Below are 16492 nucleotides of genomic sequence, written 5' to 3' on the forward strand. Positions count from 1 at the left end.
TTCGGGGCGCTCCATTGCCTCTTCATTCCCCCAGACAGGCCTTTTCCATGATTGCTTTCCTTCAGCGCTACAACGTTGGCGCCCGGCTCGCCACTGCGTTCGGTATCCTCATCCTGCTGTCCTCGGCGCTGGTCGTCGCCGGGCTGTTCACCCTGTTCCAGGCGCGCGAGCGGCTGGACGGCATCGTCAACCGCAACATCGTCTCGATCCGCACCTCCAACGAGATGCTCAACGCGTGTTCGCTCATCGCCGTGAACGTGCGCAACATCGTGTTGCCGACCTCCCAGGAAGACAATCTGCGTTTCGCCAGGGTCATCACCGAACAGCGCGCGCGCTACCTGGCGGCACGCAAGCGGGTCGGGGCCATTCCCAGCAGCGCGCAGAGCCAGGCCGTGCTGGCGGAGGTCGACCGCACCCGGCAGATGACCGTAGACGTCAACAACCGGGTGATGGATCTGGGCATGCACGGCAAGCCGGATGAGGCGCTGGCCTTGCTGATGGCGCAGTCCGCGCCGTTGACGCAGAAGTGGCAGGACGCCATCGCCCGCTATGCCGATCTGCAGGCCACGCGCAGCAGCGAGGCCTATGCGGCCGCGACGGCGGCGATGGCGCGTGGGCGCGCCATGCTCATCGCCGGCGGCCTGGCGGTGGTGCTGGTCAGCAGCCTGCTGGCGTGGATGATCACCCGCAGCCTCACCGTGCCGCTGGCCCGCGCCACCCGCGCCGCCGAGGCCATCGCCGACGGGCGCCTGGACAACGACGTGGCCACCGATGCACGCGACGAACCCGGCCGCCTGCTGCTGGCGATGGGCCGCATGCAGACCCAGTTGCAGCGCTTCTCCCACGAGACCGCGTTGATGATCGAACTGCACGCGGACAAGGACATGCGCCACCGCATGCCGCAGGACTTCCCGGGCGTGTACGGCGAGCTGAGCAAGGGCATCAACACCATGATGTTCGAGCACCTGGACGCGATCGTCGACGCCATCGACGTGCTCAACGAATACGCCAACGGCGACCTGCGCCGCGACGCGCGTCGCCTGCCCGGCAGCCGCGCGGTACTGCACGAATCGATGGATGCGGCCAAGGCCAGCCTGCTGGCGATCAACACCGAGATCAAGCGCCTGGCCGCGGCCGCCGCGGCCGGCGACTTCAGCGCCCGTGGCGACGCCGACCGCTTCCAGCACGACTTCCGGCTGATGGTGCAGGACCTCAACGCGATGATGGAGGTCAGCGACCGCAACCTGGGCAAGCTGTCTTCGCTGCTGCAGGCCATCGCTGCCGGCGACCTCACCGTGCGCATGCAAGGCGACTTCCAGGGCGTGTTCGCGCAGATGCGCGACGACGCCAACGCCACCGCCGACCAGTTGACCGGCATCGTCGGCCGCATCCAGACCGCCGCAGTCAGCATCAATGCCGCTGCCAGCGAGATCGCCACCGGCAACGATGACCTCTCGCGCCGTACCGAGCAGCAGGCCGCCAGCCTGGAAGAAACCGCCGCCTCGATGGAGGAACTGACCTCCACCGTGAAGCAGAACGCCGAACACGCCCGCCAGGCCAACCAGCTCGCCAGCGGCGCAGCGGCGGTGGCCTCGCAGGGCGGCGCGGTGGTCGGCCAGGTGGTCGAGACCATGAGCGGCATCGAGGCCTCCTCCAAGAAGATCGCCGACATCATCGGCGTCATCGACGGCATCGCGTTCCAGACCAACATCCTGGCGCTCAACGCCGCGGTGGAAGCGGCGCGCGCCGGCGAGCAGGGCCGTGGCTTCGCCGTCGTCGCCAGCGAGGTGCGCACCCTGGCGCAGCGTTCGGCCAATGCCGCCAAGGAGATCAAGGCGTTGATCGACGATTCGGTGACCCGCGTCGCCGAGGGCTCGTCGCTGGTCGACCAGGCCGGCAGCACCATGCAGGAGATCGTGGCATCCGTGCAGCGCGTCACCGACATCATGGGCGAGATCTCGGCCGCGTCGCAGGAACAGTCGGCGGGCATCGAGCAGGTCAACCAGACCGTCACCCAGATGGACGAGAGCACCCAGCAGAATGCGGCGCTGGTGGAAGAAGCCACGGCGGCGGCGCGTTCGATGGAGCAGCAATCGGTGGAGCTGACCCAGGCGGTGGCGCTGTTCAAGCTGGAGGGCATGCATGCTGCAGCGCCGTCGCCAGCCCCGTCGCCGTCGCGCGCCAGGAATGTCGCGCCGACGGCCACGCGCAGCCCGCGCCCGCAGACCGCGGCCGCGCCGGCACGACGCGCGCCGGCGTTCGCGGCGGCGGTGGCGCTGGACAAGGACTGGCAGGAGTTCTGATCCGACGCGGTCCGCTGCTGCGAACCGCTGTTGTGCGGCCGTCTTCTTCGGAAGGCGGCCGCTTGCGTTTGCGAGTCGCTACCCGGCGTGCGCGATGGAGCACTGGATGCGAGTAGGCGGGCGGTGGGCCGCCGCGGAGACGTGCTGTGCGAACGTCGGCTGGCGCCCGGGCGGACGTCCTTCGGGGCCAGCAGGAGCGACGCCGCATGCGCAGGGCATCGCCCTCGCCGGATGCGGCGGCGGCCGGTCCCATCGGGCGACCGGGGCCATGGCCGTCAGCAGCCAAGCGCGCCGTGGCCGCCGGGTGCGGCCGCGGCGCATGGAGGGGCTTACTGCGGCGGACCGCTGCGCGGGGTCTTGATCACGTACGAGGTGATGTACTCGCCGTTGGAGCCATAGACCACCACGATGGTGGTGTTGGCGTCGCGGTAGACCACGGTGGCGTTGCACGGGCAGCTTGCCGCGGCGGTGACCATGCCCAGCGGCTGGTTCTTCGCGTCGTTGATCGCGATCATCTGCTCCTCGGCGGCGCTGCCGATCGGCAGCCGCGCCTCGGTGCCCGGGGTGGCGGTGAGCACGGTGATGACCTCGTCCTGCAGCGAGTTGATCTGCACGAAACGCAGCCCGGCCTTCTCGAACGTGTAGACCTTGAACAGCGGCGACAGGCTGACGTTCTTCTTGCCGACGGGCAGGCGTTCGCCCATGCCCTGGATGGCATCGGCGGCGTTGAGCGGCACGCGCTCGGCGGCCTGCAGGCGGGGCACGGCCAGCGTGGCCGCCAGGATGGTCAGGGTCAGCAGCGGTTTGATCATGGTGTCTCTCCTTGTCTGGATGTACGGACCTGTACGCCATGGGACGAGCGGTGGTCGTGGTCCTTCCGGCCGGAACGCCCGCAACGGGCCGTCTCCCGGTCCGTCGTCGCCTGCCGCCGCCTGGCTCCGCGTTCGCGCCCTCATCGGCAGGTACGGAGATAGGAGATCTGGCGGGCGTCGAGTTCAGTATTTCTGACGTTAGTATCGCTGTCAATATGCAAAATCAACGGGATGCGAAGAATTTGCCTGGCGAGTGAATGTAAGGATATTCCGTACTCCGTCCCGATCGTGCCGTTCCTAAGTGCTGCCGGGGAGGGACGCGCGCGCCAGGGAGGTCGCCCACATCGGGGCGCGGGGCCCGTACCGCCGCCGCGTGCGCGGATCGGCGCTGCGTTGCAGCAGCCACGCCGCGGGGGTGGGGCGATCGGTGGCCGCAACCGGCCAAACGCGCGCGCAGCCGCACGCCGTCGCCGTCAGGCTGTATCGTGTCGCGTTTCCCGCACCCGACCCGACCGAGCCGATGTCGCATCCGTCCGCGCCTGTCCCGCCTGCCGCCGCTCCCGCCCTGCGCCATGCGCTGAAACCGCGGCAACTGATCATGATGGGGTTGGGCAGCGCGATCGGCGCCGGCCTGTTCCTGGGCTCCGGCGTCGGCGTGCACGCGGCGGGGCCGGCGGTGCTGGTCTCCTACCTGGTGGCCGGCGCCCTGGTGATCATCGTGATGAACGCGCTGGGCGAAATGGCGGCGGCCAAGCCGGCCAGCGGCGCGTTCTCGGTGTACGCCGCCGATGCGATGGGGCCGACCGCCGGCGCCACCGTGGGCTGGCTGTGGTGGCTGCAACTGGTGATCGTGATCGCCGCCGAGGCGGTGGGCGCCGCCGGCCTGCTGGCGACGGTGTGGCCGGGCCTGCCGGTGCCGCTGGCCGCGATCGCCTTCATGGCCGCCTTCACCGCGATCAACCTGCTGGGCGTGCGCAACTTCGGCGAGTTCGAATTCTGGTTCGCCATCCTCAAGGTCGCGGCGATCGTCGGCTTCATCCTGGTCGGCATCGCATTGCTGGCCGGCTGGCTGCCCGGGGTGGCCTCGCCGGGCCTGTCCAACGTCACCGGCAACGGCGGCTTCGCGCCGAAGGGGCTGGCCGGCATCGGCGCCGCGCTGCTGGTGGTGGTGTTCGCGTTCGGCGGCACCGAGATCGTGGCGGTGGCCGCGGCCGAGACCGCCGACCCGGAGCGCAGCATCGCCCGCGCCATCCGCACCGTGGCCTGGCGCATCCTGGTGTTCTACATCGGCTCGCTGAGCGTGATCATCGCGGTGGTGCCGTGGCAGAGCGAGGCGCTGCGGTCGCCGTTCGCCGCAGTGCTGCAGGCGGCCAACATTCCCGGCGCCGCCACCGGCATCACCCTGATCGCGGTGATCGCGCTGCTGTCGGCGCTCAACGCCAATCTGTACGGCGCCTCGCGGATGATCTTCTCGCTGGCCCAGCGTGGCGAAGCGCCGCGCGCGTTGGCCGCGTCCAGCCGGCAGCAGGTGCCGTGGCTGGCGGTGCTGGCCAGCGTGCTGTTCGGCTTCGTCGCCGCGGTGCTGGAACTGCTGTATCCCAACCGGGTGCTGCCGGTGCTGTTGAACATCGTCGGTGCCACCTGCCTGCTGGTCTGGACGATCTCGCTGCTGTCGCAGCTGATCCTGCGCGCGCGCGCCGACCGCGCCGGCACCCGCCTGCCGTTCCGCATGCGCGGCTATCCGGTGCTCACGGTGCTGGCACTGGCGATCCTGGCGCTGATCTTCGGCCTGCTGGTGGCCTCGCCGGACACCCGCACGCAGTTCCTGTCGATGGCGGCGCTGACCGCGGCCATCGCGCTGGTCAGCGGCGTGGCGCGGCGGCTGCGCGCGGGGTAGGGCGCAGCCGCCCCGTTGGGGGCATGCCGTTGCGGAGGGGTTTTCGGCCCGCTGGTTTGCCGATGGCCGGAGGGTGCTGCGCGTCGCGACCGAAGTCGCTCCCACAGGGGGTTTCGCTTGCGGCGTGAGTGTCGCTGGAGGGCGGCGCTGGTCGCCTTTCCGCGGGAGCAACCGCGGCAGGCGTCCGCGGTAATGCCTGTCGCGACTGAAGCCGCTCCTACGACGGCACCGACAGCTCGCAGCAATCCCGCTGTAGGAGCGGCTTCAGCCGCGACGCGCGTTGCGCTGATCCCGCGAAATGGACGCGCGCCGCTCAGCCCAGCAGCAGGCGCGCGCCCAGCGCGCACAGCAGCGCCGGCGGCATCACCAGCGCGCCGACCTTGAGGAAGCGCCAGAAGCCCACGTCCTCGCCCTCGCGACGGATCGCGGTCAGCCACAGGATGGTCGCCAGCGAGCCGGTGATCGACAGGTTCGGGCCCAGGTCCACGCCGATCAGCAGGGCGTCCACCACCAGTTGCGGCGGCTGCGCCTGTGCCACGGTGGTGCTGGCGATCAGCCCGGCGGGCAGGTTGTTCATCAGGTTGGAACCGAAGGCCAGCACGGTGCCGGCGATGCCGGCGGTGGCCTGCGGCGACTGCGCGGCGGCGTCGGCCAGGGTGCGCGCGAGCAGTCCGATCACGCCGGTGCGCGACAGCGCCTCCACCAGCACGAACAGGCCGGCCACCAGCGGCAGCACCGACCACGACACCGCCTTGGCCATCGGCAGCGGCGACTGCCGGCCGCCCAGGCAGACCACGCCCAGCGTGGCCAGGCCGGCCAGGCAGGTCGGCAGGCCCAGGTCCAGGCCCAGCGCGGACACGCCCACCAGCAGCGCGGCGGTGGCGAGGATGCCGACCAGGGCGAAGGTGCCGCCGCGGGTCAGCGGCACCGTGTCCACGCGCGCGGCGCAGCGGCCGGTCAGGTCCTTGCGCTCGGCCCAGCGCAGCATTGCGAAGGTCACCCCGATCGCCAGCGCCGACGGCAGCGCGAACGCGGCCATCCACGCGCCCAGGCTCGGCATCTTGCCGCCGTACAGCACCAGGTTGGCGGGGTTGGAAATCGGCAGCACGAAGCTGGCGGCGTTGGCGATCAGCGCGCAGGCGAACAGCAGCGGCAGCGGCTTGGCCCCGGCCTTGCGCGCGGCCGCGTACACCGCCGGGGTCAGCACCACCGCGGTGGCGTCGTTGGACAGGAACGCGGTGACCACGATGCCGACGCCGAACACCAGCGCGAACAGGCGCTGGGTCGAACCCTTGGCCAGGTTCACCGCATGCATCGCCACCCAGTCGAACAGGCCTTCGGCGCGGGCGGTCTCCGACAGCAGCATCATGCCGATCAGGAACAGATAGACGTCCAGGCCCTTGAGCACCGCTTGCCAGGCCTCGCCGCCGGGCATCAGCCCCAGCGCCATCAGCAGCAGCGCGCCGCCCACCGCCCAGCACGCCTCGGGCAGCTTGAATGGCCGCGCGATCACCCCGGCCGTGGCCAGTGCGCAGATGCTCCAGGTGGCGAGATTGGCCGTGTGCGCGCCGGGCATGCTCATGCCGCTGTTGCCGTGGCGCGGGCGCCAAGGCGCGCGCGCGAGGAGGTCGCCGCGACAGGGCAGGGGAGGGCGATGGGGGCGGGCGCGGGCATGGGACGTTGGGGCTGGCGTGGGGCGGGGAAGGATAGCGTGTGGGACATGAAGCCGGGACTCGGGACCCGGGCCCCGGGAAACAGCGCAAGCGATGTCCCGCGCGGAGCTGGCCGGGCCCAGCTTCGCTTCGCGATCGCGACGGTCCCGCCAAGCCTCGCTGCATAGCGGTCAAACGCGAAAGAAGGGCGCCTCTGGTCGCTCGCTTTCGCCACACTCAAGCTGGATCCAGCTTGCTTGGTGGAAGCGGCTTCAGCGCACCTCGAATGCCCCGCGTCGGCGACGCATCACGCCGTTGTAGGAGCGGCTGCAGCCGCGACAGGCTTTACCGGGAACGCCTCGGCGCGGCTGAAGCCGCTCCTGCCACAGACTGCCCGTCGTTATTCGCGGTGCCCGGACGTCGCTCCCGCGCTTCCCGGGTCCCCGGTCCCGGACCACGGGTCCCGGCTCTACCGCAGATGGCGCGCGATCCACCCCTGCACGAACGCCACCGGCGCGATCCGTGGCGGCGGCGTCAGTCCGGCGCTGCGCACGAAGCCGGCAGCGGCCTGGGCCAGCGCCTGGTTGGCGCGGCGCACGGCCTGTTGCGCGGCCGTCTGCTGCTGGCGCAACTGCACCAGGTGCAGCGAGGGCCGCCCGGGCGGCGCGAACTTCTGGTCGCGCCGCAGCGCATCGGCGGACAGGCGGGTGGCCTGTGCGGCCTGGTGCAGGGCGTCCAGCGCATCCAGCACCTGCAGCAGCCAGCGTCCGCTGTCGCTGAGCTGCAGGGCGGTGGCGTCGTCGCATGCCGGCACCAGCAACGGCGGAACCGCCGCGTCGGCGATCGTCGCCGCACTCGGTTCCAGGGCGCGCAAACGGGCGTGGAAGGCGGTCTGCGATGAGGAGGGGGCGGTCGCCATGCTCGGCCTGTGCGCGAAAGCGCGGACTGTACGCGCTTTCGCGCGGCGCCGTGCAGCCGACAGCGCGGCGATGTGCTTGCGCTACTCCGCGCCGGGGTGGGGTGTCGCCGCCGCGCTGTGCAAGTGGGGCGTCACTGGCTCGGTCTGCGGCCGCGCCGTGGCGGCAGTGTGCACGTTGCGCCGCGAGCATCCGGTGGTGTCGCACGCATGCCGCTGCATTGAGCGGTGCTCCAGGACCTGGCCGGCTGCACCGTCGCGCACGCGCGCGCAGCGCAGGCCGGTGGCTCAGTTGTCGGCGGCGGTCGGCGTGGCGGCGTCGCTGCGCTTCTGCGCGAACAGCCACTGCCACATCTTGGGATCGCGGTAGGTGGCATCCCAAGCGTTGTGATTGCCCTGCGGGTACTCGGTATAGCGCACGTCGGCGTCGAGGTTCTTGAACGCGCGGACGATCTTGCGGTCGTCGTGCGGCAGCACCACGTCGTCCTGGGCGCCGTGGAAGATCCAGACCGGCACGTGCCGCAGGCGCTGCGCCAGCGCGCTGTAGGGATCGGCCAGGTAGGCCACCGGCGTCACCACCAGGTACTCTCGGTCCTCGTGCGGGGACAGGATCGCGCCGCAGATCGGCACCAGCGCGGCGAAGCGCTGCGGCTGCTTCAGCGCGATCTCCCAGGTGCCGTAGCCGCCCATCGACATGCCGGTCAGGTAGGTGCGCTGCGGGTCGCCGTTGAATTCGGCGCTGCTGTCGTCCAGCGCCTGCAGCGCCATGGTCGCGTTGACGCCGTTCCATTCCTCGCCGTCGGGCACCTGCGGCATCACCACCAGGGCCGGGAAATCGGCCAGGTGGCGGCGCAGGTACGGGCCCAGTCCGGACGTGGTCTGGTCGCGGCCGTCGTCGCCGCGCTCGCCGGAACCGTGCAGGAACAGCACCACCGGCACCGGACCTTGGCGATGCGCCGGCGCCGGCACGAACACCTGGTAGCGATAGACGCGGCCGTCGAGGGTGAGCTGGCGGCTGACGAAGTGGCCGGTGGACGGGTCGCTGGGCAGGCTGCTGCATCCGACCATCGACAGACACAGCAGAAGCAGCAGCGAACGCATCGACATGGCCGGCCCTCGGATGGTAAGCCCGCAGTATCGTGGTCGGGGCATCCCCGCGACAACCCGGGCAGCGGCGGCGGACATGCGCCAGTCAGCCGGCGGCGGTGGCGGGGTGGCGCGTCAGGTGCTGACCCGGGCGAGGGAAGGCGTGCAACGGGGCGGGGATTGGGGATTTGGGATTGGGGATGAGCGCTGCGGGTCGGTCGACCTGGCGGCGCGGCGCGTTCGTGGCCGCGCGGGCGGGAGCGCATGGAGTGTTTTTTGTCCGGTCGGGCTGCCGATGCGGCGATGACAACGTCGGACGCGGCTTCCGAAGCGCGGTGCCGTGCGCCTGCCGCGGGGGCCGCAACCGTGGATGGCGTCGAGGCCTTTCACGTACGTCGAGGTCGGCGCCTCCGCGCCGCAGCGGCGGCCGCGTGCGGTTCGCTCCTGTCCCCGGCGCTTCCTGTCTCCGCGATGCCGCCGACCGGCGCAATCCCGCGGCGAGCGCCCGCCGCGCTAGAGCAGGACCAGCGTGGCCAGGCCGAGGAAGCTGAGGAAGCCCATCACGTCGGTCAGCGTGGTCAGGATCACCCCGCCGGCCAGCGCCGGATCGAAGCCCAGGCGCTTGAGCGTCAGCGGCACCAGCACGCCGCCCAACGCGGCGGTGAGCAGGTTGATGGTCAGCGCCGAGCCGATCACCAGCGACAGCAGCGGCTGCTTGAACCATAGCAGCACGATCAGGCCCAGGCCGATGCCCAGCGCCAGGCCGTTGATCAGCGCCACCGACAGTTCCTTGCGCAGCAGCACGATCACGTTGGAGGCGCCGATCTGGCCCAGGGCCAGGCCGCGCACCATCAGCGCCAGCACCTGGGTGCCGGCGTTGCCGCCCATGCCGGCCACGATCGGCATCAGGGCGGCCAGCGCCACCAACTTGGCGATGGTGCCTTCGAACTGGCCGACCACGCTGGAGGCGATGAAGGCGGTGCCCAGGTTGATCGTCAGCCACAGCAGGCGGCGCCGGAACGCGCGCCGCACCGGGCTGAACAGGTCTTCGTCCTCGTCCAGGCCGGCCGCGCTCATCGCCTGGTGCTCGGCCTGGTCGCGGATGATGTCGACCACGTCGTCGATGGTGATGCGGCCGAGCAGGATGTTGTTGTCGTCCACCACCGGCGCGGAGATCCAGTCGTGGTCGGAGAACTGCCGCGCGACCTCGTCGGCGCCTTCGCCGACGTCGATGGCCGGCTGCTCGTCGTCGATCAGGCGGTTGATCGGCGTGGAGTCCTCGTGGGTCACCAATGCCGCCAGCGACACCCGCCCCAGGTACTGGTGGCGGCGGCTGACCACGAACAGATGGTCGGTGTGGTCAGGCAGCTCGCCGCGCAGGCGCAGGTAGCGCAGCACCACGTCGACGTTGACGTCGGCGCGCACGGTGACCACGTCCGGGTTCATCAGGCGGCCGGCGCTGTTCTCGGGATACGACAGCACCTGCTCGAGCCGCTCGCGGTTCTCGCGGTCCATCGACTTGAGCACTTCGTCGATGACCGTGTCCGGCAGATCCTCGACCAGGTTGGCGAGGTCGTCGATGTCCAGGTCTTCGACCGCGGCGACGATTTCGTCCGGGTCCATGTCCGCGAGCAGGCTCTCGCGCACTTCCTCGCCGACGTGGACCAGCACCTCGCCGTCGTCCTCCGGATCGACCAGCCCCCACACCACCTCGCGCTTGCCCGGCGGCAGCGACTCCAGCAGGTTGCCGATCTCGGCCGGCGCCAGCGTATTGACCAGTCGGCGCACCGGGCCCAGACGCCCGCTGTCCAGCGCATCGGACAGCATGCGTAGCTGCCGCGCGGTCTTGTCGTGGCGGACGGCGTCGGCCATGCGCTGCTCCCTTGGGGTGAGGCCGCGCTCCGAAGAAACGCGGTCGGTCAGATGTTCATCCCCACATTATCGCCTGCATGTTGCGGGAAGCACAGTGTTGGGAGAGCCGGGATTCGGGAATTGGGAATCGGGAATCGCAAGTGCGGAGCGAAGCAGGGTCAGTGCGATCGGAGAAAAGCGAGGGAGTAGGAAGCGAGCAGCTTGCTCTTGGGGAGGTGGGTGAGAGGCAACGGGTAGGGATCAGGAGCAGGGAGCAGGTAGTACTGAGGCGAAGTAGAGAGCAGAGCAGAAAGCAGGAACGGAAGGCAGGAAACGGAAGGCAGAAAGTTGGGGAGAGGGATGCTGATGGGAGAGGGCGCATCTATGCAGACACGCGGACGGCAGCTCTTTGTGGGAGGGACTTCAGTCCCGACGCGATAGGGGTTCAGGCGTCGGGACTGAAGTCCCTCCCACAAGGATGCGACGCAGGCTGAGGCAGTCGGGAGGCAGAGATCGCGATGCGTGTCTGCGCGCGCGGCGGCCCGGTCTTCTGTAGGAGCGGCTTCAGCCGCGACAGGCGGTGCCGACCAATCTTGTCGCGCTTGAACTGGCCGCGGCTGAAGCCGCTCCTACAAGGTGCAACGCCGCAACACGCGCGGAAGTCACCCGATCGCGCAGCCCAGCCAGCGCTCGATGCCCTTGCGGTCGCGCGCCTGCAGCAGCTTGATGCCGCGCTGACGCAGCGCCTGCAGGTCGGTGTCGCGGATCACCTGGCGCACTTCCAGCATCGTCGCCGGGTGCAGGCTGAACTCGCGCAGCCCCAGCGCCAGCAGCATCGGGGTCAGCGCGGGGTCGCCGGCGATCTCGCCGCACACCGCCACCGGCTTGCCATGCGCCTGGCCGGTGGCGATCACCTGCGCGATCAGGCGCAGCACCGCCGGATGCAGCGGCGAATACAGCTCGGCCAGCGCCTCGTTGTTGCGGTCGGCGGCGAGCAGGTACTGCACCAGGTCGTTGGTGCCGATCGACAGGAAGTCGATGGCGTCGATGAAGGTGTCCAGGGCGATCGCCGCCGCGGGGACCTCGATCATCGCGCCGAGCGGTACCCGCTCGGCGATGGCGTGGCCGTCGCGGCGCAACTGCGCGGCGATGCGCTTGAGATGGCGGCGCATCGCCATCAACTCCTCGCGCGTGCTGATCATCGGCACCAGCACCCGCACCGGCCCGTAGGCCGAGGCGCGCAGCAGCGCGCGCAACTGGGTGTCGGAGACCTTGGGCCGGGCCAGCGACAGGCGCACGCCACGCAGCCCCAGCGCCGGGTTTTCTTCGTTGCTCATGGTCAGCCCGGTGCGGTCGGCCTTGTCCGCGCCCAGGTCGAGGGTGCGGATGGTCACCGGCCGGCCGCTCATGCCCAGCACCGCGTCGCGGTAGGTGCGGAACTGCTCTTCCTCGTCGGGCAGGGCATCGCGTTGCAGGAACAGGAACTCGGTGCGGTACAGGCCCAGGCCATCGGCGCCGAGCGCATGCGCACGGGCCACGTCGTCGCGCGATTCGGCGTTGGCCAGCAGGGTGATGTCCACGCCGTCGCGGGTGCGGCTGGGCTTGGAGCGCAGCTTGCCCAGGCTGCGCTGCAGCTTGGCCTGGTCGCGCACGCGGCTGCGGTAGTCGCGCAGGTCGTCCGGGGTCGGGTCGACCAGCACCGCGCCCTGGCTGCCGTCGATGATCAGCACGTCGCCGTCGTTGATCTTCTGCAACGCATCGGCGACGCCCACCAACAGCGGCAGGTGCAGGCTGCGCGCCAGGATCGCGCTGTGCGACAGGGTGCTGCCGGCGCTGGTGACGATGCCGACCACGCCCTGCGCCTGCAGTTGCGCCAGCTCCGACGGCGCCACGTTCTCGCACACCAGGATCTCGCCGGCCAGGCCGTCGCTGTCCGGCTGGCGCTTCTGCAGGAACGCATGGATCCGCCCGATCACATGGTCCAGGTCGTCCATGCGGCTCTTGAGGTAGGCGTCCTCCATGTCGTCGAACACGGTTGCCAGGCGGTCGCGCTGCAGGCGCAGCGCGTAGTCGGCGCTGTAGCGGCCGGTGCGGATCAGTTCGTCCAGGCCGTGCAGCAGTTCCGGGTCGTCGAGCAGCAGCGCGTGCAGGTCGAGGAATTCGCCGACCTCCTTGGCCAGGGCGCCGTGCAGGCGCTGGCGCAGGCCGTGCATCTCTTCGCGCGCGGCATCCACCGCGCGGTGCAGGCGATCGAGTTCCCCGGGGATCTGCGCGGCGCCGATGCGTTGCTCGGCCACCTCCAGCGCGTGCGGCAGGCGCACCCGCGCCCGGCCCAGGGCATTGCCGCGCGATGCGCCATGGCCGGCGATGCGCACGCTCATTGCGCCTGCCCCGTGCGGCGGCACCGCGTCCCTGCCTGCGGCCGCCGGCGGCGCATGCTCAGCTGTCCTCGTCGAAGCGCCGCTCGAACAGGTCGACCACGGCCTTGAGCGCCTCGGCTTCGTCGGCGCCGTCCACCCGTACCGTCACCGGCGTGCCTTGCGCGGCGGCCAGCAGCATCACGCCCATGATGCTCTTGGCGTTGACCTCGCGGCCCTTGGCCGCAAGCGTGGCGTTGCAGCGGAACGAAGACAGCGTCTGCACCAGCTTGGCGGTGGCGCGGGCGTGCAGGCCGAGGCGGTTGGAGACCAGCAGTTCGCGTTCAAGCATCGTCGATCACCACGCCGTTGCGCGAGCCGGCGGCGGCCGTCGCGGGCAACTGCTCCAGTCCTTGTTCGGGGTAGTTCATGATCCGCAGCAGCATCGGCAGGCTCAATGCCGAGACGCGCCGTACCGGCGTGCCCAGGCGCGCCAGCCGCGCGGCGAGGTTGCTCGGGCTGGCTCCGTACAGATCCGTCACCACCAGCACGCCATCGCCATCGTCCACCCGCCGCAACGCGGCCGAGGCCTGCGGCAGCAGCGCATCCAGGTCGGCATCGAACGGCACCTCGAACGCTTCGGTCTTCAGCGGCAACTGCCGCAGCAGTCCGGTGGCCACGCGCAACAGCGACGCACCGATTCCGGGATGAGTGATGAGGAGAATGCCGCAAGCCATGGGAGAACGTTAACAGGTCAGGCAGGGCGCAGGGAATGGCCGGGAGCCGGGATTGGCGATTCGAACGTGGGGGTGAGCGCGTCTGCGCGCGCCGAGGCAGGTGGCCTGTAGGAGCGGCTTCAGCCGCGATGCGACGGGGCATGGTCGCGGCTGAAGCCGCTCCTACGGAAATGCGGGGGCCGCGATTCGTCTACAGATTCGCGCGCCGCGCTTGCGCCACAGCGCGCGCAGACGCGCCCATCCCCAATCCCCAATCCCGGCTTTCGATCAATCCTGCTCGCGATGGAAGGTCGCCACTTCCGGCCAGCCCTGTTCACGGGCGTGGCGGGCCAGGCGTTCGGCCAGGTACACCGAGCGGTGCTTGCCGCCGGTGCAGCCGAAGGCGATGGTGACGTAGCTGCGGGTGTCGTTGCGCAGCCGCGGCAGCCAGGTGTCCAGGAAGTCGATCAGTTGCGCGGTGTAGCGCTGCACGTCCGGTTGCGCGTCCAGGTAGTCGCGCACGCCGCTGTCGCGGCCGGTCATCGGGCGCAGTTCCGGGTCCCAGTGCGGGTTCGGCAGCACCCGCGCATCGAACACGAAATCCGCCTCGGCCGGCACGCCGCGCTTGTAGGCGAAGGACTCGAACAGCAGCGACAGGGTGTTCTCGGCGGACAGCGCGAACTCGGTGGTGACCCGCCGGCGCAGTTGGTGCACGTTGAGCGAGCTGGTGTCGATCACCGCGTCGGCCTCGCGGCGCAGCGGCTCGGTCAGCGCGCGCTCGCGCTCGATCGCCTCCGGCAGCGACAGGCCCTGGTGCGACAGCGGATGGCGCCGGCGGGTGTCGGCGTAGCGCTTGATCAGCGCCTCGTCGTTGGCGTCGAAGAACAGCAGCCGCGCGTCCAGGCCGAACTGCGCCACCGCCTCGCGCCAGCGCGCGAGCTGGGTCAGGTCGCTATGGCGGCTGCGCACGTCGATGCCCACCGCCAGCTTGCTGGGGCCGGCATCCTCGCGCACCAGGCTCTTGACGAAGGCCGGCAGCAGCTCCACCGGCAGGTTGTCGACGCAGTAGTAGTCCAGGTCCTCGAAGGTCTTCAGCGCCACCGACTTGCCGGAGCCGGACAGGCCGCTGACGATGACCAGCGTGGAGGTATTGGCGCCGGCGGTCATGGGCTGCGCCGCTCCAGCAGGTTGCTGTGGCGGGCGATGAACATCGCCGCCGGGTCGATGCCCTTGGTGCGCAGGATGTGCAGGCGCGTGGCCGCCTCGGTCAGCACCGCCAGGTTGCGGCCTGGCATCACCGGCAGGGTGATCAGCGGCACGTCCAGGTCCAGCACGTGGCGGGTGCCGGAATCGCCGGTGAGGCGCTCGTAGCCGTGGGGCGTGGGCTCGGTCATGGGCCGGGTCAGGTGCACGATGAGCCGAAGGTACTTGTTCTTCTTTACAGCCGTATCGCCGAACATCTCGCGCACGTTCAGCACGCCCAGCCCGCGCACCTCCAGCAGGTCCTGCAGCAGTTCCGGGCAGGTGCCGTCGAGCACGTCGGGGGCGATCTGGGTGAATTCGGGGGCGTCGTCGGCGACCAGGCGATGGCCGCGGCTGAGCAGTTCCAGCGCCAGCTCGCTCTTGCCCGAGCCGGCCTCGCCGGTGATCAGCACGCCGATCGAGTAGATCTCCATGAACACGCCATGCAGGATCACCCGCGGCGCCAGGGTCCGTGCCAGGTGGTAGGACAGGTGGTTGAGCAGTTCGTGGCCGCGCTTGGGCGAGACCCACAGCGGCGTATCGGATTCGTCGGCGGCCGCGCGCAGGTCTTCCGGGCACGACTGGTTCTTGGTGACCACCAGCGCCAGCGGCCGCACCTGCACGATCTTCTCGATGGTTTCCCAGCGCTGGCGCGCGTCCAGCGAATCCAGCCAGGCCAGTTCCTCGGTGCCGAGGATCTGCACCTTGTTGGGGTAGATGGTGTTGAGATAGCCGGCCAGCGACGGACGCCGCGAGACCGCATTGCCGGCCTCCAGCACCCGGTGTTCGCCCTTGTGCCCGGCGAGCCAGCGCAGGCCCAGGCGGTCGCGCTGCTGGTCGAACAGTTCGCGTGCGTCGATGCTGGTGTTCATGCGGCGGCCCGTGGCGCGCCGCCGAGCAGCGCATACAGTGCGGCGGCGTCCGGCGCATTGCGCAGGGCGTCGCGGAATTCCTCGATGGAGAACTGCTCGGCCAGTTCGGACAGCAGCATCAGGTGTTGGTGGGTGTAGTGCGCCGGCACGGCCATGGCGAAGACCAGGTCGACCTGGGTGCCCTGGCCGTCGAAATCGATCGGCTGCTGCAAGCGCAGCAGCGCGCCGCGTGGGGCGTCCAGGTCCGGCGCGCGGCCGTGCGGGATGGCGATGCCGTGGCCGATGGCGGTGCTGCCGAGCCGTTCGCGCTCGCGCAGGCTGGCGAAGAGTTCATCGGCACCGGCCTGCTGGCAGGCCAGCAGGCCGGCGGCGGTGTGCAGCAGGGTGTCGCGATCGGCGGCCGCAAGCACCTGGGTGCTGACGGCCGCCATCAGATCGGTCAAGGGCATGGCGGCGCAACGTGGGGAGGATCACGCGAGATTGTCGCGCACCTCGGCCGCATGGTGGTCGTGCTTCTTTTCCTTGTGCTTGATGATCAGCCGGTCCAGCTTGTCGGCGAGCAGGTCGATCGCCGCGTACATGGTCTGCGCGCTGGCGTCGGCGTGCAGGGTGCGGCCGGGAACGTTGACGGTGGCCTCGACGTGATGCTCGGGCTTGCGCAGCGCCAGCTGGGCGCGGACCTCGATGGTTTCCTCGTAGTGTCGCTTCAGCCGTTGCAGCTTGGTCTCCACGTACTCGCGCAGGGCGGGGGTGACTTCGATCTGCTGGCCGTAGGTCTCGATACGCAT

14 protein-coding genes are annotated in these 16492 nt (G+C 70.2%); 2 read left to right on the forward strand and 12 right to left on the reverse strand.

The window, feature by feature from the left end; all coding sequences use genetic code 11:
• Positions 1-47: 47 nt before the first annotated feature.
• Positions 48-2303, forward strand: a complete 2256-nt coding sequence (locus AC1PME_RS06920) for a methyl-accepting chemotaxis protein (RefSeq protein WP_481097709.1) — start codon at positions 48-50, stop codon at positions 2301-2303.
• Between the two features lie 329 nt (positions 2304-2632).
• Here the strand turns inward: AC1PME_RS06920 and AC1PME_RS06925 are convergent, their stop codons facing one another.
• Positions 2633-3115 carry a hypothetical protein gene (locus tag AC1PME_RS06925; RefSeq protein WP_307549469.1) on the reverse strand — a complete coding sequence of 161 codons (483 nt, stop codon included), beginning with the start codon at positions 3113-3115 and terminating at the stop codon, positions 2633-2635.
• A 520-nt stretch (positions 3116-3635) separates the two neighbouring features.
• Here AC1PME_RS06925 and AC1PME_RS06930 point away from each other — a divergent pair.
• Positions 3636-5012, forward strand: coding sequence for an amino acid permease (locus tag AC1PME_RS06930; RefSeq protein ID WP_254460900.1), 1377 nt, complete (start codon positions 3636-3638; stop codon positions 5010-5012).
• Between the two features lie 313 nt (positions 5013-5325).
• Here the strand turns inward: AC1PME_RS06930 and AC1PME_RS06935 are convergent, their stop codons facing one another.
• The 11 genes from AC1PME_RS06935 to hpf form a co-directional block, all read right to left on the reverse strand.
• The gene (locus AC1PME_RS06935; protein ID WP_481097710.1) at positions 5326-6594 is read right to left on the reverse strand and encodes an arsenic transporter; all 1269 of its coding nucleotides are present in this window, start codon (positions 6592-6594) and stop codon (positions 5326-5328) included.
• Positions 6595-7133: 539 nt separating this feature from the next.
• On the reverse strand, positions 7134-7583 hold the full coding sequence (locus tag AC1PME_RS06940) for a hypothetical protein (protein WP_481097711.1): 450 nt from the start codon (positions 7581-7583) through the stop codon (positions 7134-7136).
• Between the two features lie 285 nt (positions 7584-7868).
• Positions 7869-8687 (reverse strand): carboxylesterase family protein, encoded by an 819-nt coding sequence (locus tag AC1PME_RS06945; RefSeq protein WP_254460903.1) that lies wholly within the window; start codon positions 8685-8687, stop codon positions 7869-7871.
• A 492-nt stretch (positions 8688-9179) separates the two neighbouring features.
• Positions 9180-10538 (reverse strand): magnesium transporter, encoded by a 1359-nt coding sequence (mgtE, locus tag AC1PME_RS06950; RefSeq protein WP_254460904.1) that lies wholly within the window; start codon positions 10536-10538, stop codon positions 9180-9182.
• Positions 10539-11179: 641 nt separating this feature from the next.
• On the reverse strand, positions 11180-12898 hold the full coding sequence (ptsP, locus tag AC1PME_RS06955; protein WP_481097712.1) for a phosphoenolpyruvate--protein phosphotransferase: 1719 nt from the start codon (positions 12896-12898) through the stop codon (positions 11180-11182).
• 58 nt (positions 12899-12956) lie between these two features.
• Positions 12957-13226, reverse strand: a complete 270-nt coding sequence (locus AC1PME_RS06960) for an HPr family phosphocarrier protein (protein WP_010344110.1) — start codon at positions 13224-13226, stop codon at positions 12957-12959.
• The gene (locus tag AC1PME_RS06965) at positions 13219-13611 is read right to left on the reverse strand and encodes a PTS sugar transporter subunit IIA (RefSeq protein ID WP_254460907.1); all 393 of its coding nucleotides are present in this window, start codon (positions 13609-13611) and stop codon (positions 13219-13221) included. Before AC1PME_RS06965 ends, AC1PME_RS06960 begins: the two co-directional genes overlap by 8 nt.
• Positions 13612-13878: 267 nt before the next feature.
• Positions 13879-14757, reverse strand: coding sequence for an RNase adapter RapZ (rapZ, locus tag AC1PME_RS06970; protein WP_307549481.1), 879 nt, complete (start codon positions 14755-14757; stop codon positions 13879-13881).
• Complete coding sequence (gene hprK / locus AC1PME_RS06975) at positions 14754-15704, reverse strand: HPr(Ser) kinase/phosphatase (RefSeq protein WP_254460909.1); 951 nt, start codon at positions 15702-15704, stop codon at positions 14754-14756. The genes rapZ and hprK overlap by 4 nt, the downstream gene beginning before the upstream one ends.
• A complete protein-coding gene (locus AC1PME_RS06980) occupies positions 15701-16153 on the reverse strand; it encodes a PTS sugar transporter subunit IIA (RefSeq protein WP_254460910.1) in 453 nt (150 codons plus the stop codon). The genes hprK and AC1PME_RS06980 overlap by 4 nt, the downstream gene beginning before the upstream one ends.
• A gap of 21 nt (positions 16154-16174) precedes the next feature.
• The gene (hpf, locus tag AC1PME_RS06985) at positions 16175-16492 is read right to left on the reverse strand and encodes a ribosome hibernation-promoting factor, HPF/YfiA family (protein ID WP_254460911.1); all 318 of its coding nucleotides are present in this window, start codon (positions 16490-16492) and stop codon (positions 16175-16177) included.

It is taken from the genome of Xanthomonas sp. NCPPB 901, from assembly GCF_056725085.1.

Excerpts from the sequence above, each read along its gene's own strand:
- AC1PME_RS06920 (WP_481097709.1), top strand. The coding sequence starts at position 48 with ATGATTGCTTTCCTTCAGCGCTACAACGTTGGCGCCCGGCTCGCCACT.
- AC1PME_RS06925 (WP_307549469.1), bottom strand. The coding sequence starts at position 3,115 with ATGATCAAACCGCTGCTGACCCTGACCATCCTGGCGGCCACGCTGGCC.
- AC1PME_RS06930 (WP_254460900.1), top strand. The coding sequence starts at position 3,636 with ATGTCGCATCCGTCCGCGCCTGTCCCGCCTGCCGCCGCTCCCGCCCTG.
- AC1PME_RS06935 (WP_481097710.1), bottom strand. The coding sequence starts at position 6,594 with ATGAGCATGCCCGGCGCGCACACGGCCAATCTCGCCACCTGGAGCATC.
- AC1PME_RS06940 (WP_481097711.1), bottom strand. The coding sequence starts at position 7,583 with ATGGCGACCGCCCCCTCCTCATCGCAGACCGCCTTCCACGCCCGTTTG.
- AC1PME_RS06945 (WP_254460903.1), bottom strand. The coding sequence starts at position 8,687 with ATGTCGATGCGTTCGCTGCTGCTTCTGCTGTGTCTGTCGATGGTCGGA.
- mgtE (WP_254460904.1), bottom strand. The coding sequence starts at position 10,538 with ATGGCCGACGCCGTCCGCCACGACAAGACCGCGCGGCAGCTACGCATG.
- ptsP (WP_481097712.1), bottom strand. The coding sequence starts at position 12,898 with ATGAGCGTGCGCATCGCCGGCCATGGCGCATCGCGCGGCAATGCCCTG.
- AC1PME_RS06960 (WP_010344110.1), bottom strand. The coding sequence starts at position 13,226 with ATGCTTGAACGCGAACTGCTGGTCTCCAACCGCCTCGGCCTGCACGCC.
- AC1PME_RS06965 (WP_254460907.1), bottom strand. The coding sequence starts at position 13,611 with ATGGCTTGCGGCATTCTCCTCATCACTCATCCCGGAATCGGTGCGTCG.
- rapZ (WP_307549481.1), bottom strand. The coding sequence starts at position 14,757 with ATGACCGCCGGCGCCAATACCTCCACGCTGGTCATCGTCAGCGGCCTG.
- hprK (WP_254460909.1), bottom strand. The coding sequence starts at position 15,704 with ATGAACACCAGCATCGACGCACGCGAACTGTTCGACCAGCAGCGCGAC.
- AC1PME_RS06980 (WP_254460910.1), bottom strand. The coding sequence starts at position 16,153 with ATGCCCTTGACCGATCTGATGGCGGCCGTCAGCACCCAGGTGCTTGCG.
- hpf (WP_254460911.1), bottom strand. The coding sequence starts at position 16,492 with ATGCGTATCGAGACCTACGGCCAGCAGATCGAAGTCACCCCCGCCCTG.